The sequence below is a fragment of the Sphingobacterium sp. Ag1 genome, from assembly GCF_000988325.1.
Taxonomy (GTDB): Bacteria; Bacteroidota; Bacteroidia; order Sphingobacteriales; family Sphingobacteriaceae; genus Sphingobacterium.
Window position 1 is genome coordinate 328,610 of the sequence record NZ_LBGU01000043.1, and the last position, 15,758, is coordinate 344,367.

At 36.8% G+C, this 15,758-nt stretch carries 10 protein-coding genes and 1 pseudogene; 4 read left to right on the forward strand and 7 right to left on the reverse strand.

From position 1 onward, the window contains the following. Positions 1-44: 44 nt before the first annotated feature. Positions 45-1,216, forward strand: a pseudogene (locus tag AAW12_RS18995) (IS256 family transposase). A gap of 248 nt (positions 1,217-1,464) precedes the next feature. Here the strand turns inward: AAW12_RS18995 and AAW12_RS19000 are convergent. The 7 genes from AAW12_RS19000 to AAW12_RS19030 all read right to left on the reverse strand — a co-directional run bounded on the left by AAW12_RS19000 (position 1,465) and on the right by AAW12_RS19030 (position 10,040). Beyond that, positions 1,465-3,966 (reverse strand): S8 family peptidase, encoded by a 2,502-nt coding sequence (locus AAW12_RS19000; RefSeq protein WP_053003821.1) that lies wholly within the window; start codon positions 3,964-3,966, stop codon positions 1,465-1,467. A gap of 21 nt (positions 3,967-3,987) precedes the next feature. Further along, on the reverse strand, positions 3,988-4,968 hold the full coding sequence (locus tag AAW12_RS19005; RefSeq protein ID WP_046675200.1) for an AAA family ATPase: 981 nt from the start codon (positions 4,966-4,968) through the stop codon (positions 3,988-3,990). 350 nt (positions 4,969-5,318) lie between these two features. After that, positions 5,319-7,163: a hypothetical protein gene (locus AAW12_RS19010; RefSeq protein WP_046675201.1), complete on the reverse strand. Its 1,845-nt coding sequence runs from the start codon at positions 7,161-7,163 to the stop codon at positions 5,319-5,321. A 2-nt stretch (positions 7,164-7,165) separates the two neighbouring features. Further along, positions 7,166-7,696, reverse strand: a complete 531-nt coding sequence (locus AAW12_RS25705; protein WP_053003822.1) for a hypothetical protein — start codon at positions 7,694-7,696, stop codon at positions 7,166-7,168. Between the two features lie 161 nt (positions 7,697-7,857). Continuing rightward, positions 7,858-8,538, reverse strand: a complete 681-nt coding sequence (locus AAW12_RS19020) for a hypothetical protein (protein ID WP_046675202.1) — start codon at positions 8,536-8,538, stop codon at positions 7,858-7,860. 1 nt (position 8,539) lies between these two features. Then, positions 8,540-9,142 carry a hypothetical protein gene (locus AAW12_RS19025; RefSeq protein ID WP_046675203.1) on the reverse strand — a complete coding sequence of 201 codons (603 nt, stop codon included), beginning with the start codon at positions 9,140-9,142 and terminating at the stop codon, positions 8,540-8,542. A 382-nt stretch (positions 9,143-9,524) separates the two neighbouring features. Then, positions 9,525-10,040: a hypothetical protein gene (locus tag AAW12_RS19030; protein ID WP_046675204.1), complete on the reverse strand. Its 516-nt coding sequence runs from the start codon at positions 10,038-10,040 to the stop codon at positions 9,525-9,527. A gap of 613 nt (positions 10,041-10,653) precedes the next feature. Between AAW12_RS19030 and AAW12_RS19035 the strand changes: the two genes are divergently transcribed. The 3 genes from AAW12_RS19035 to AAW12_RS19045 all read left to right on the forward strand — a co-directional run bounded on the left by AAW12_RS19035 (position 10,654) and on the right by AAW12_RS19045 (position 15,757). Next, positions 10,654-11,022, forward strand: coding sequence for a hypothetical protein (locus tag AAW12_RS19035; protein ID WP_046675205.1), 369 nt, complete (start codon positions 10,654-10,656; stop codon positions 11,020-11,022). Between the two features lie 175 nt (positions 11,023-11,197). Further along, the gene (locus AAW12_RS19040; RefSeq protein ID WP_046675206.1) at positions 11,198-12,568 is read left to right on the forward strand and encodes a TlpA family protein disulfide reductase; all 1,371 of its coding nucleotides are present in this window, start codon (positions 11,198-11,200) and stop codon (positions 12,566-12,568) included. A gap of 12 nt (positions 12,569-12,580) precedes the next feature. After that, positions 12,581-15,757 carry a SusC/RagA family TonB-linked outer membrane protein gene (locus AAW12_RS19045; protein WP_046675207.1) on the forward strand — a complete coding sequence of 1,059 codons (3,177 nt, stop codon included), beginning with the start codon at positions 12,581-12,583 and terminating at the stop codon, positions 15,755-15,757. Position 15,758 lies beyond the last annotated feature (1 nt).

Genomic DNA, 15,758 nt, shown 5'->3' on the forward strand with positions numbered 1-15,758 from the left:
ACTCAAGAGGGCTTCGCCGTTTTGAGCGCTTCAAGGCAGAAGTCATGCAAGGTCTTTACGAAGGTAAAAGTTTGTCTCCCAATGATGGCGTCCTAGCGCCGTTAATGAAGCATCTGTTGGAATCAATGATGGATGGAGAACTCGAAAACCACTTGAACGAAGAGAAAGCTTCGGGCAATAGCAATCGTCGAAATGGCAAGACTAAAAAGACTGTACGTGGCCTTAACACTGGAACATTTGAGCTGGAAACAGGCCGGGATAGATCGGGAACGTTCGAGCCTAAAGTAGTACCTAAGAGACAATTAATCATCACTGAACAGCTTGAGGGACACGTGTTGAGCATGTATGCCAAAGCAATGAGCACACGGGCGATAAGCGAGTTTATACGCGAAATGTATGCAATGGAGATCTCTGCCACAGAAATATCACGTATTATAGAAAGTGTGCTTCCAGCGGTAAATCAGTGGGGTAGCAGGCCTCTTGAAGCTGTTTATCCCTTTGTATTCCTAGACTGTATGCACATCAAAGTTCGCCATAATGGAACTGTTGAATCGAGGGCTATCTATAATATCCTGGGAGTTGGTATGGATGGTAGAAAAGATCTGATCGGTCTTTATAGCTCAGAAATGAGGGAGCTAAGTTCTGGCTTTCAGTTCTTACAGATCTAAAGCAACGTGGCGTTGAAGACATCCTTATTGCTTGTATTGATGGTCTAAAAGGGTTTCCAGAGGCCATAGAAGCTATTTTTCCAAAAACAAAGATCCAGTTGTGTATTGTTCACCAGATCAGAACAAGTATGCGTTACGTAACCGAAAAAGATAAGAAGCTTGTCATGGAGGATCTAAAATCGGTCTATAAGGCTGTGAACGAAGAAATAGGTTATGAGAACCTCTTGTCTTTCGAAGAAAAATGGGGCAAGAAATATCCTCTTGCTGCCAAATCCTGGATGGATAATTGGACCAATCTTTCTACTTTCTTTGAGTACGAGGATCAGGTTGGCAAGATTATATACACCACAAATCCGATCGAGGGAATGCACCGTCAGATACGAAAAATTATTAAGTCTAAAGGAGCTTTCAGCTCTGAACAGGCGCTAATGAAATTGATGTATTTAATTATTAAAGATATTGCAAAAAAATGGACGATGCCAATGCATAACTGGGGCTTGACCATATCCCAACTTTATATTAGATTTGGGGATAGGCTCAAGCTCTAAAGAGGTTTTTAAGTTTTAACCCTATGACACAGTTGGTGTTACACTCCCGAATCCCCTCTTCTTTTACTTCGAATCTCCAGGTTTGTGCTTGTGCGGTTTCAGCTCCGGGTGTTTGGGTTTCGTTTCAGGAGTAACCCATTGTCTTCTGTCGGGTATACCATTTTGCTTCTCAGAAATAAATGCACACTTTGGAGGAAAACCTAAATGATCTCTTATTGAACTTTCACCATCCACTTACCTCAACATGGTTAAACTTTAATTTCAACTGGAATAGCTACTTTAGCCTCAATCAAATTTTTGACAGGTGTGTAGATATCAATATCACTATTAGGAGACGAAATGCTAATTATTAGACTATAACGGATAGTATTATTATAGCGTTCTAATTTTCTCCGAGTTTTCCACCATCCTGTTGTCGGATATATTGCCAAAATGTTCCGAGTTGCTAAATCAGCAGCATTGCCTTCCCATATATCTTTATGAATAGATCCTTTATTCCGTAGGTCTTCACCCAATTTCCAGTTTCGCTCGCGACCCTCATTTTGATAATCATCTTCCCGCATTTCAGCACTAATTCTTCCTGCAAATGCATCCGGAGATTCATTCGTGTCGTTCATTTTAAATCTTAATGCATGCGACATATAATTGTTGGCCTTTGCATACCTTTTATTGCCGGGATTAGGTTCGACAAAATAAGACAGGGTAACTGTTAATTGTACTGGTGTATTATATAATTCTGCTAATGCATCTATCGGCCAGGGTAAGTTGTATAAATGAAATTGGTCCGTTTTAACCCGCGACTCTTCATATTTATATGGTTTTAATTCAGCTTCACATATTAAAGTAAGTGAATTTGATGCACTATGCATGGCTCGTTGGAGATTTGGAACACCGTATCCTACGGTTTGTATGAGTTTGACTTTTTGCGCAAAAGATAAATCCCCCAAGTTCCGGTTTCCCAACATGGCTGGTGTCCAATTAGCGGAATGAACCATCAAAGCTCTTATGGTTTCTGGCCTAAAATGTGGATATTGAATATATAGTTGTGCAGCAAATCGGCTAGCTAGGGCTGTGGCTGCACTGGTATCTCCAAACGCTGTAAGCATGTTATAAGTTTTTCCACAGGAGGTACTTAATAATTGAAGTGAATCCGGGCTCAATACAGCACCCTGTTGTATCGCTTGATTACCACCTTCCATTACAATGTCGGGTTTTCTAGGCCATTCATTTGCCCAAATAGAAGATGTCGTATTACATGGTGACATAGCGCCTCTATTTGCTAGAATTTCGGCTTCGGGAAATAGATTAAAATCTAGCTGATCTTTCAATGTATATGCTCCCACCGTTATAGCATTAAATGCTTGTGCGGGATCATTAATACTATGGTCATCATTTATTAGTGGATATTCATTGCGAATTTCGTCTGATAAATTTCCAGAAGAAATGATAAACAAGTTTCTTTCATTAATATCTTCTGTTCCAAATGAAAGCATATCAATAGTGGCGGACCAAAGTGACGGTTTCCCTAAGTGCTGATTATCATTAGATGTTACCGCCATACAAATTGCGCGTTTATGATCTGGATTCATGATTTCGGCATTAGAGACAGCATCGATCGTTACGAAACCATAATTCAGTGGATCATGTGGTTTGGTATGATCTATGACTCTTACACTCTCGAATTTAAAGGGAATGTTTACAGGATGTTTGTTGCCAAATACTTCAGATAAATCTCCGTACAGAATTAGCCCAGCCATGGGAGTCCCATGGCCACTATGCATATTAGTTCTGTCGGCAACATGGCCATCCGCAAAGACTGTAGAGAGATAGTGTTCCTTAATATGAGGAGTTAATAATGGATTACCACGATTAACTCCGGTGTCCAAAAGACATACAGATATTTTATTTTGGTCAGAGCTATTGGATACTCGTTGTAACAAATTATTAATCCAATCATCTTGTTCGATACGCGTAGCGTATGTGAAAAAATCTGTTAAATCACGAGGTTTGCGTAACTCACTTAGACATTCTAAATAAAGTAAGTTTTCCATTTGCCGCGGAGTACCTTTAATGTATCCTACAGTGTGCTCAGGAAAGCAGATCCACTGTTGGCCAATTTGGATTCCTTGTTGCTGTAGAAAATCTTTGCACTGTTCAATGTAGTCATTGTTATTATCATAATCTAACCATACTTCCCACCAAATACTTTCGTCCACATTAGGGAATTCATTTTCAGGCTCCTGCCAAAATGCTGCTAGAGTGGCAGCACGAATATCCTCTATATTTGCTATCAAAGAATAATTTCTAGGTTTAGGATTGCCCGCCTTTTCACTTTGCGGTGTATTCTTAGTAAGAAATTCATCTACTTTATTTAGAAAGTTAGTGATTGCTGTTTTGTCTAAGTATATTCCAGCTTCTTGGTACTCAAAAGCATTCCCATCATTATCTCTGCCCTTAAGTATCCTTGTAAATGCAATGCGGAAACTTGATTTATCATCAAATTTATCGATATCAAGTGGGAAGTCCGGCGCGGATTTAAAAACTATATAAACAAAGTCTTGAATCTGTTTACCATTCCAAAAGTCTTTTAAAGCTTCATCGAATCTGACTTTAACGAAATCTCCTTGTTGTTGGCGATTAATACCGCTACGAGCTAATATAGTAGGACCACCTTGAATATTAGAGGTATAATTTTTGGCATCATAAAAATTTCCATCTATCACTAGATGGGGCAGGTCATTTTCTAGCATATTGAAAAAAGAATAAGTCCCTTAAAAAGGTCTTTTCCTTCCTTCTACATAATGTAGTATTTTTTCTTCACTCACATTTTTATCACCATAAACTAGATAATCTTTCCATACATCACTTACAATACGGTGAATGTCTGCAAAGCTTAATCCGATGGCTTTATGAGTAACTTTTCTTAGATCTATAGTAGAGGGGAGGTCAAACCCAGTGAATTCTAAATCAAATAATTGGTATATATCTTCCTCAGTAGGGAGAGGAAATTGGATAATATCATCAAAGCGTCTGAATAGCGCCACATCTAAAGATTCAGGGAGATTAGTTGCAGCGATTATCAAACTTCTTGAATCATCTTTTTCAATCTGTAGTAAGAAACTATTGAGTACACGTTTTATTTCGCCAACTTCATTTCCAGCGGAGCGTGAAGTACCAATACTATCAAACTCGTCGAAAAGATATACAGCTCTAAAATCTCGCATTGCGTCAAATACTAGACGAAGTTTGGCAATGGATTCACCCATATAGCGACTAATCAACCCATCGAGTCGGATGATGAATAGGGGTAGGCCCAGTTCGCTCGCCAATACATGCGCACTCATTGTCTTACCACAGCCTGGAGCACCAGTAAAAAGTAGCTTTCTACGCGCTGTCAAACCATGACTTTCGAGAATATCTATTTTGCGTTGTTCGTCGAGTACACGTTGTATTGAGGTTCGAACGCTTTTTGAAAGTACCATGTCCTTGAGTTTTACTTCAGGACGTACTAATTCCAGTAAATCGTCTAATTCTTTTTGAGCACTATTGATAGGAAGCTTTTTGATCAGAACAGACTCTTTACTTTTTGAGAGCTTAGCCTTGTCGATCATTTTTTTGAGCTCTTCGGCCAAAGCAGTGTGTCCTTGCCGTGCTTCGGCGGCAGCTATTTGCATAGCAGTGGCATAGAAACGACTGTCGTCTCCTTCGCCAAACGAACGAATCAAGCTCTTTATTTGTTCCAATGCTGCCATTACTGTATGCTCAAAATTTTTGCAAATATAAGGTTATATAATCAAAAGAGGTGCCGAATTTTTTAATACTCTGTCTCCAATTTATTGAAAATTTATTTAATTTCAAAATCTGAATAACCCTAAGTTTTATAATGGAAGACGTACCAACTCATTTTCTTTACTACGAGTAAACAGATAATGAAACGTTGCTCGTTGATCTCATCTTCAAGATATTATAACTTCTTGCTGAATAAGTTGCATCTGAATATTGGTTTGTTTGATAACATTGAAACAAAACAATATTCAGTAGTTTTTCTGGAAAACCAACTGGCTTATTTCTGCCATCTTACCTTCGCTGAAAAAGCTCAATATTACTTAGGTTTTCTTATGCTGTCAATTCGAATTTTAAGTTTTCTTTCTAAACTATCTATTTTTCGATTTACTAATATTTCCGTCTTAGGTGACAATTTATTTTTTGAATCATTAAGATGTTCGGGTATAAAAAGGTGGAGGAAATAGCCAATTATGAGATAAGGAATGGACAAAAATGGAATCTGTTTCAGAATAAATTTCCAGCCTCGTGTGCCTGAAAAGATTAATAAAACAAATACTGAGATTGATAAACCGAATATCATAAGAAACATAATTGCTTGAGTTAGGGACTCTATAAAAGCGTATGATGAAATTGATCCTACAATAAAAGAAATCACCGCAGAGAAAAGAGAAATGACTTCAATTGATCTTCGTTCATTTGTTTTAAGCTCATCTTTAAAAGAATTTAAAGATTTATTAATTGTGGCCTCTTGTCTATCACGTAAAATAGTATTACATTTTTTTTCTAATCCTTTAATAGCTAAATCATACTCTACAATACTAAATGGTAAAAGAAAACTCGTCGGAAAATAGACCTCAATCCCATCAATTTTTATTTTTGAATTTTTCTTATCATGTTGGAAAATGACATTATAACTGTTCTTGGACCATTTAAATTTACTTTTACAGTCGTTAATTAAAACACGAATTTCGGCTATTTCAGATACCACTTTATCTAGTGAAGTTTCTTTTTTATCATTAAGTAATTTTTCGATTTTGCATAGTTTATAACATATGAACTTATATATTATAAAATAATTATTGTTAGATAGCTTTTCACTTATCTTTCTTATATTTTTGTATTCGCGTAAAATTTCCTTATCATTTTTGGAGTTATATTCAATATTTGACCTTACTAAAAAAGAAAAGTGGTTGTTTTTAAAGTATAAATAATTTTTTTTAAAATCCTCCTTATATTTAATCTGTGTATTTGATGAAATGAAATTTTTGTCTGTCTCAGTGAAAAATGAAAGATTTTCATCTATATCTTTAAAATATTTTATTTTATAAAATATTTCATAAGAATCAAAAGTTTGAGAACCCGACAAATTAATGTCTATATTATAGTATCCATGAGAGTTCTCATTAAAATAATGGAATTCGATTTTCTCTATCCAAGGTTCAAAAATATTAAAGTAGGGGTCACCAATTAAAACCTTTTCATCAAGGTCGATAACTATGCCATTTCCAAAAATATACTTCTCACTAAATTCTTGGCCATATTTGGTTTGCTGAATCTCTCTATTATATTTTTGACGTTTTTTCCATTTATATTTAATAAATGCCAGTTTTGCATTAAAAATCCTGAGTCTAGTAAATGGATATTTTGCATGACTTTCTTCAATTCGTTTCTCAAGCTTTAAAATTGCGTGAATAAAACTCGTACTATCACTTATTAGATATTCTTCAATTGTTAAATTTAGAAATTCACATATTTCTTTTAATTCTGAATAATCCGTTTCGTAAAATATAAATCTTTTGTAAGTTATATGATGAGATACGGTTACAAGATTTTTGATGTATTTAGAAAAGGATAGTAAAAGTTGGAAAGTTTCGGAAATTTTTGGGTCGATTAAATCAAAGTATACTTGTTGGACGTCTAAACTTCCTATAGAAACATTGTTAATAATACCAGCTTTAAGCTGACTCATTCGCTCTTGAAGGCTATCAAGATCCTTTGTTAGCAGAGCTTCAAATTTTCCCTCTATAAGGTACAGTAAAATTTGACTTAATAAGCTTGAATATAATTCTTCAAATTTAGATTTAACTGCACTATGGTTACTTAGATTGTTATCGATAAAAGGCGTCAGCTTATTGCTGAAATTTTCAAAAAATTTTATCACGGTTAGACAAAATAGTATTTTTCTTCATCGATTATTTCATTGGATGGAATAGGCCAACTCAATTGACCAATATTTTTAGCTTTTCTAAAATTATTAATCCAAGAGGAATATTTGTGAGATAATTCAACTAGATTGGACGGAGATTCTAAGATTAACTTCTTGTTTTCTGCTTTAAGGGCTAAAATAGCCGATATAGCGGCAGCCTTAAGAGCATCAGATAACGACCCGAAGTCTGTATGCAAAAGATCAATGTTGCTAACTCCAGTAACATCAATAACTCCACCAAATTGTTTACCTTTATAGGCATCATAAATGTCCGTCTCAACATGACCTAATGGCATTGCAACAAAGTTAAAGCCATTTTTTAATAAGGAATTATCTTTACTAGATGTAATTGAACAAGCAAAGAATATTAATTTCAAAGCTTTTAATATACTCAAATCGTTACTTTCAATTGGTTTAAATTCGGAAAACCATTTAGAAAATTCTAAAAGCATAAATTTGGTCAATAAAACTTTTACGTCAGTTTGCATGTCTTGAAATTAAGGCTATCTCTGCAAAGATATTAATTAAGTTTTATAGCAGTAACAATTTTTTTGTTAAAAAGTTTCAAAACGAATTTAAATTACATTATTCTTTTTATCTTAATTGGATCCAATATTTGGCATACACTTAATGGTTGATTAAATGAGCATTAATCGTCAGAAATTGGGAGTATGAGCAATTCTTTTGCCCTTTTAATATATGAGTCTTTTACAATTTTATTACTTTCAAAGAACTTATCATATTTTGCTTCTAACTTCTTTTTTAGATCAATAAAATCATCTAGATTATGATATGCTGCTTCTAATTTTTCTAAAGCTGATATCCAGTCAGAGATATCTCTTGCCATGTGGTTGTAGAGTTGGTATATTAAGTTGCCAATTTTTAATAATTTCTCATCATCTACTTTCAATTGAAGAATGCTTAATGAAGAAATTGAACTACTTAAATTTTCGCTAAGGTCTTTCATATACCCCCTATATGTCAGAGCTTCTTTGGTTGTTTTAAAATTGCCATTGAAAACGGTAAGGCTAAAATTCCAGGAACAAATAGATTCCCAGAATTTGTAGATAGCATCTCTTTCTTCTATTTTCTGTTTTAACTTATACTCACGGTCATAACTGAGCTTCGTTTTGAAACTTTCAAGATCCTTTGTAAATTCTTTTTTTACAGATTCAATTTTTCCAGTTAGCTCACTAATATCTTCTTTATCTGCTAAATTTTTCCCCTTTTGAGTAAAGTAAGAGGGATAGTAATTTTTGAACCAAAAGCCAAGTAAAGTAGTAGCTACCACTTGAATTCCGCCTAGTGCGATTATTTCAGTATAGTTCATTTTACTTTACATCAAAAATTAATTTTCCAACTTCAATTGCAAGTGTGCTAATCCCAGCAAAATTATTTGCCATAGCTAAGAGTGCGTCGAAAGCATATTTTGGTTTCTTATTCCGATCCAAAGATGTTCTGATTTCATCAATGCATTCGATCATTTCTGTTTTCTGTTCCTCGGCGATTATTGAGCTTACTTGAATTGCTTTAACAAGATCCTCAATCTTGTTTCTAATATCACCAATGTTGGAAATATTTACGTGTACGTTGTTTGATGAATTGACAACTGAGACACCACCTGAACTATTTGATATATTTGTATTATAATAATTATTATTGGTAATTGGTGATCCTTTTAGGCTATATGAATCCTCCTCTACATAGTCAATACCTCGTGAAGTTATTTTAATAAAACCACCACCTTCTTCAAATAGATTACCCTCTACTAGCTTGTCTGTTATTAACCTTGATATCAAAGTATCATTTTCAATTTCTCCTACGGTGGTAATTCCACTTTTATCAATTGTCTCAGTTAGGTCTGAATATTCTTCATTGCTTCGAGAGTTATATAGAGTTTTTAATATCAGGTCGAGTTTTTCTGACTGTTTCATGGCTAAAATACTTTTTTGCAAAATACTAAATTTTACCTGTCATTTTAATTGGTTGACAACAAATATATCATAGTTTTGAACACCTATTTAATTATTGATAAGATGAGATCTAAATTTGCGAACTGATTGGTGGCTACTTTCAACCAACCTCAATAATCTGTTTTCCCAAATCAGTTAATATGTATTCAGATACAATGATTCCTTCAACATTTTCTTATGTATAGTCAATAAATCAGCTTCAACGCATGCTTTCAGAGAAGTAATTAATTTGGAACTTCTACGTTTAAGACCTAATAGTTCTAGGATGTCAGATTCATTTTTTTCATCGATGCAAAAAGGAAGAATCAATGCTATCTATTCAGTATTATTAGGACGGCAGTTTTTATTTAAGTTTATAAATATTTGTGTTGATTTTAATTAAACTCTTCGACGATTCTATCAATGTTGATTTTTGCAATTCAGAAGAAAGAGTTGTAAGCTTCATATTAGGATAATATTTCTTGATAATTTTTTTAACGTATTTCAATTCAAGTCCATTTGAATTCTTAAAGTCTTCATCGATAGCTAAAATATTTTCGATAATAAATGAGACGGTAGGAGTGTCATTCAATATCTTACTATATTCTAAATTTTTGGAATGTTTTTTCTGGAGAACCTGACGTAAGTTATTCGGTGGATTGAGTACAGTAGAGGACATATTACTATATTCTACGCTAAAGAAAGAGCTAGCTTTTTTTACTATCTCTACATCGAAGACATATTTTTCGTTGGATTGGATGTATTTAATCCATCTATCCGAAGTTCCAAGAATATTCGCAAAATCCTCTATAGTAATACCGCTTTTTTTAAAGAAGTTTAGAATATTCTTTTTTGCGATTTGTGCATCGTATATTTTCATATACACAAAAGAATTTTTAAAATGAATTATAAAAGTGAAAGTGTTTTCTTTTTTTTAATTCATTTTATTATATTTGTATTGTTGATTATCAGTAAGAAATGATCTGCTGATATGTTGAGCGTTAGACTTAAGAGCTTCGGCTGCAAATTCCGACAAATTGCAACGGACGAAGAGGTAGGTTTAATGCCCAAGTGGATATTTTGTGTACCTTTGGTACTCTATAACTTCTTGGGCTCCTACTGTAAATCCGTTCCGTTTGGCCGTCGGAAGCCTGCAGCGCGGTATGTAGGAGCCTGTTATAGATCCTTTCTAATAACCAATGGAGCTCACTTTATAAAATTTAATTTAAGTGAGAAATGAAACAGAAAAAACAAACTACAAAAAACATCTTCAAATCTCCCGAGTAGCTCGATCTGATTTAGCCAGCAATGATCTGGTAACACCAGCTATGGAATTCGAGATGCCCAATTATTTACCTAGTGATACTCATTCAAAAGAATTCTAGCTCATCTAATTAATCAATTTTATCACGGGCGGTTTATGGCCTAAAAAGTAACCGATTCAATCGGACTGGAATAGCTATGTACTAGGATCGCCATTAGAAATCTAAAGAATGAGATCTGATTATGCTCACCTAATTCTACTGGATTTGGTAATTTATGAAACTCATAGATCAGGATATGATCCTGTGAAAAATGTTCAAGACTTTTGGGATAAGTATCCTTTAAGTACAATCCAAGACTATATCGTTGTTTTACATCCCGACACGAGCGATAAGGAGAATTTGAAGGTCAACCCCCAATTGTCTGAATTTTCCGTCGAACTTTTCCGCGTCCTGATAGCTTATTTTATGATCCATACGACTCAATTGGACCTTGGTAAGGTATCTATTTCACTAGAGGTAAACAAAGAAGCGATAGATACTTCTAAAGCGATCTCCGATTTCTTTCAGCGGGTATCCCCATCCAATACCAATTCCTAAAATGATGAAAAAATTAAAACTACAATTCAATAGCAGCGCACTGCTATATATCCAAATACTAAAGATCACGGTACTTGTGATCTTATACTTCTTAGTTTTTCAATCCTATTTAATTTGTTTTTTAAAGGCATTGAAGAACATAAGAGCTTTTATTGTATTAGCTCTTATGTTTCATATGTTTAGTTTATCAGCTCAGACGCCCCGCAAGAACAGCGGGGCCGATGGGCTTTATATCAATGACCAGATTCCCGAAGCCTTTTACAGTGAGGTGCACCAGATGATCGACTGGTCTACCGGAAAGACCTATAAAAGGTCCTTAGATAAGGATAGAAACAAACTCATTATACTGGACTTCTGGGCACACTGGTGTATGCCATGTCTTGGTTCCTTAAAAAATATGAATGAGGAGCTGCTCGGTAAAATAGATACCACGAAGGTTGCCATCATACCCGTCACCTATGAGGGTACTGCCGAAATTCAAGCTGTTCTTAACCGTTTTGATTGGAAACATCAGTCTGTGATCAACGACTCAATCTTGTCCCGCTACTTTCCACATCAGGCTATCCCACATATGGTCTGGATCTATAAGGGAAAGGTAATAGCAATGCCGCGAGCAAATTACGCCACGTTGGAAAATATCAATATGTTGCTTGCTGGAAAAATGCCTTCCGTCTATAACGAGGCTGATATCAAGGTAATAGATCCTAATCAGCCTTTCTTTCAGGAGCATAATGCTCCAGCGGTCGTGCGCTATCAAAAGGATAGCTTTAAAGTTGGTGGTTATACCGAGGGCTATGCGCAGGTAACTTTAAAAATGATAGAAACGCCTAATGGTTGGCTCTACTATGGTATCAATATTCCCATCGATCAATTGCTTGTATTTGCCTATCAGGATCTGTTGACTGACAGAATGGATCTATTAAAAGCGATAAAATATGAGGTTGGACCTGATCTGAAAAGTAAGCTTAAAATCGGACGCCCCAAAATGTATAATAATGACTTTGCTAAAGATTCGATCTATGGTGACTGGCTTAGGAAAAACAGTAGAACCGTTGAATTTCGCGCACCAAAGGGGATAGAAGCGAAGGAAGGTTTAAATCTGTTCCGGCAGTACTTAGCTGATTATGTGCTAGCCGAATATCAGCTCGAAATCAGTATTGATCAATCAAAACAATATAAAGTCCCAGTGTTAAAATGTATCGGTAAACCGAAGGAGACAATAGCACTGCTAACAAAGAGAGTTAAGTCTTCTGAACCTGCTTATCGTTATTTCAGTGGCCAATATGGAGCGCTTAAATGGTTAGATTTTGTGAGAACGGGATTGCCAAGGCTCCCCAATGGACTGTTTGATGATAATAGCATAGTCGATCAAACTGATTTGCCCAAAGAGCTGCTGATCCATATGCAATTCCCGACGGATCTTATCGGTAAAGGATCGATGGAATATGTACAAAGGGAACTGAAACGGTACAACCTAAAACTTGAAGTCGGTTATGAAAAAGTTCCGATCCTCATGCTCAAGGAAGTTAAAAAACAAGCCAATTAACCTTTAAAACAAATGAAAACTATTTTCTATTTTTTTATACTGCTATCGCTTCCATTGCTAGCGAGTGCACAGCAAACCCGAAAGATTAGGGTCATCGACAGCAACGATAGGCCTATCCCAAATGTCAATATTCGGTTAATTCCCCAAAATAAGATGTTAAAAACTGATGACCTTGGTTATTTTTCTTTTGTACAGGATGGGCAAAAGCAGATTGAAGCCTCTGCAATTGGATATAGTAGGCAAGTAGTCTCTCTGCTGTCAGATCCCGCAATTGCCGTGATACGCCTGAAAGCCACGTCGGTACAGCTTGATGAAGCCATCGTCAGCACAGGATATTATCGTTCGGAAAAGCGAAATTTGCCGGGCTCCTTTGTACAGATCGATCAAAAGCTGCTGCAGCGCAATCCCTCTCCAAACATTATAGAGCGGTTGGAGGGTATTACCAGTGGGCTTCAATTTGACCGAAGGACAAATTTTAATGAAAACACCAATAAGCCTTCACTGCGACTGCGGGGTGTAGTCTCAATTGAATCTAGTTCGGAGCCTTTGATTATTTTGGATAATTTTCCTTATACAGGGGATCTAAACCAGATCAACCCCGATGATATTGAAAGTATAACGGTGCTCAAAGATGCTTCTGCAGCAGCAATCTGGGGAGCTAAAGCTGGAAATGGGGTGATCGTACTGACATCCAAAAAGGGGATTAATAATACACCTTTGAAGCTAACCTTTTCGGCAAGCAGTATCTTAAAGGATAGGCCTGATTTATTTTACAATAGAAACTATATCCCCTCCGCGGATCGTGTTGAGCTTGAACAAACGCTGTTTGATCGGGGTTTTTACAACCGGGCTAATCCGACTTTACTGCCTGGTGTAGCCGCGCTCAATTTTAAATATAAGGATGGTCTGATTGATCTGACCACACTGGAACAACAGAAAGAGATCCTGCGGAATAGGGATGTACGCGAGCAGGCTCAAGAACACCTTTACCGGATGTCCGGGCTGCAGCGCTATAACCTCCAACTCAAGGCTGGTGGATCAAATTTCAATTATCTGCTTTCTGCGGGCTTCGATCAAAACAATCTTAATATCGTAGGGGATCGGGACAGACGCTACACATTGTCGTTGAATACGGAATATAACCTGCTCAAAAAACTGGTGCTCAATACCAATATCCGGTTAAATATGAACCAGTCCATCCATAATGGTTACTCGTTGAGTGATCTAAATTATACCCGCAATTTGGATGGTTATACGGCCTTTGTGGATGGTGATGGGACAGCGCTTCCCATTAATTACCGCTACCTCTCCTCCTATGTTGAAAGTGCCGAGAAGAATGGCTTGCTTGACTGGTCTTTTAGTCCTATAAAGGATCGAAACCAACAGGAGTTGAATTCGATAAACCGGAATCTATTGTTAGGGACAGGCCTTTCTTATGAGATTATCTCGGGATTGAACTTATCGCTCAAATATCAATTTCAGCAAGGAATTAACACAACTCGTAACCTATACAAAAAGGACAGTTATTTGGTGCGTGATCTGGTAAACAGATTCACGCAAGCGGATGGTACTTATGTCATTCCCTTAGGTGCCATATTGGATCAGAACAATGGGAGCGACCAGTCGTACAACTGGCGTGGCCAGCTAAATTACAGCCGTAATTTTCTGAAAAGACATCAGATCAACGCGTTGGTAGGAGCAGAGCTCTCCGAGAATAAGACCATTGCCGAAGCTGGAAGCCGTCTCTATGGTTATAACAGCGATAACCTGAGCTATCAGACAAGCTTCGATTATACAAAATACTATCCTGTCCGCCCCGAAGGAAGCGGATTGATCCCAACCAATACGGCAACAACATTGGAGTTGACAAATCGATATATCTCTTATTATGGCAATCTGAATTATGTATTTGATAAGATGCACACCCTTAGCCTTAGTACCCGATGGGATGCCTCCAATTTATTTGGAGTTAAAACAAACCAAAAAGGTGTACCGCTGTGGTCTATCGGCATCAATGAGGACCTCAAGAATTCCCTGAAGTTAACGCCAAACTGGATCTCTAGGCTCAACCTGCGGGCTAGTTATGGGGTGACAGGAAATGTAGTCAACAAAATTAGTGCTTTGCCAACGGCTTATGTAGCGACTTTCGTATTCCCAAATTCATTGCCGAGCGCTACTTTATCCAGTGCAGGAAACCCCAGTTTAAAGTGGGAGCGGATTAATATCCTTAATCTTGGACTTGACTTTGCTGTACTGAACGGAAGAGTGCGCGGAACGATTGATTATTATTCCAAAGATGGAAATGATCTGATCGGCGAATCTTTTTTGGACCCAACGACTGGAATCTTTACGTCAAATGGTGTGTCAAATGTTGACAATCGGATTAACTATGCCAATATGATTACCAAGGGGCTAGATCTGAATCTGAACGTAAACATCCTACAGGGCAATTTTAGATGGGATGCTAATCTATTGTGGAGCTATACGACCAACAAGGTGACCAATTACATGGCAAACAGTGCTGTCAAAACGAGCAGCTTTGTATCGTCTCCGAGACCGCGGGAGGGGCATTCGTTGGATGAAATATACGCGTACCCTTTTGGCGGGCTGGACCCGGCTACTGGAATGTCACTTACACCGCGTGGAGACAAGGATTATACGGGTTATTTTAATAGCATCTCGATAGACGACCTCATTTTAGTAGGGCGGAGTTTTCCGCCATATCAGGGGAGTATACGCAATACATTTACTTATAAAAACTTTGGTCTGAGCTTTCTGGTCCAATGGAAAAATGGCTTTTACTTTAGAAGGAAATCCATTGATTATGCAAAGTTGTTTCAGAATAGCATTGGCAATATCGACTACCTCGATCGTTGGCAAAAACCGGGAGATGAAAACATAACGATAGTGCCAGCTTTACCGATTGATGTAAATGCCAATCGGGATAGTTATTATGCAAATGTAAGTCCATTGGTGGTCAAAGGCGACTTTATCAAGCTCTCTGATATTCGGTTGGACTATAACTTCGCATTCAAAAGCGTGAGGGGTGCCAATATGGGGTTATTTGTGCAGTACAATGGTGGGTTGATCCTATACCGTTCCAATAAATTTGGCATCGATCCGGATGCTGTCAATTCAAGTTATCCCATTCCTAATGCATATTCGATAGGTATTCACTTTAATTATTAAA

Excerpts from the sequence above, each read along its gene's own strand:
- AAW12_RS19025 (WP_046675203.1), bottom strand. The coding sequence starts at position 9,142 with ATGAAACAGTCAGAAAAACTCGACCTGATATTAAAAACTCTATATAAC.
- AAW12_RS19000 (WP_053003821.1), bottom strand. The coding sequence starts at position 3,966 with ATGCTAGAAAATGACCTGCCCCATCTAGTGATAGATGGAAATTTTTAT.
- AAW12_RS19045 (WP_046675207.1), top strand. The coding sequence starts at position 12,581 with ATGAAAACTATTTTCTATTTTTTTATACTGCTATCGCTTCCATTGCTA.
- AAW12_RS19030 (WP_046675204.1), bottom strand. The coding sequence starts at position 10,040 with ATGAAAATATACGATGCACAAATCGCAAAAAAGAATATTCTAAACTTC.
- AAW12_RS19005 (WP_046675200.1), bottom strand. The coding sequence starts at position 4,968 with ATGGCAGCATTGGAACAAATAAAGAGCTTGATTCGTTCGTTTGGCGAA.
- AAW12_RS19020 (WP_046675202.1), bottom strand. The coding sequence starts at position 8,538 with ATGAACTATACTGAAATAATCGCACTAGGCGGAATTCAAGTGGTAGCT.
- AAW12_RS19040 (WP_046675206.1), top strand. The coding sequence starts at position 11,198 with ATGTTTAGTTTATCAGCTCAGACGCCCCGCAAGAACAGCGGGGCCGAT.
- AAW12_RS19035 (WP_046675205.1), top strand. The coding sequence starts at position 10,654 with ATGAGATCTGATTATGCTCACCTAATTCTACTGGATTTGGTAATTTAT.
- AAW12_RS25705 (WP_053003822.1), bottom strand. The coding sequence starts at position 7,696 with ATGCAAACTGACGTAAAAGTTTTATTGACCAAATTTATGCTTTTAGAA.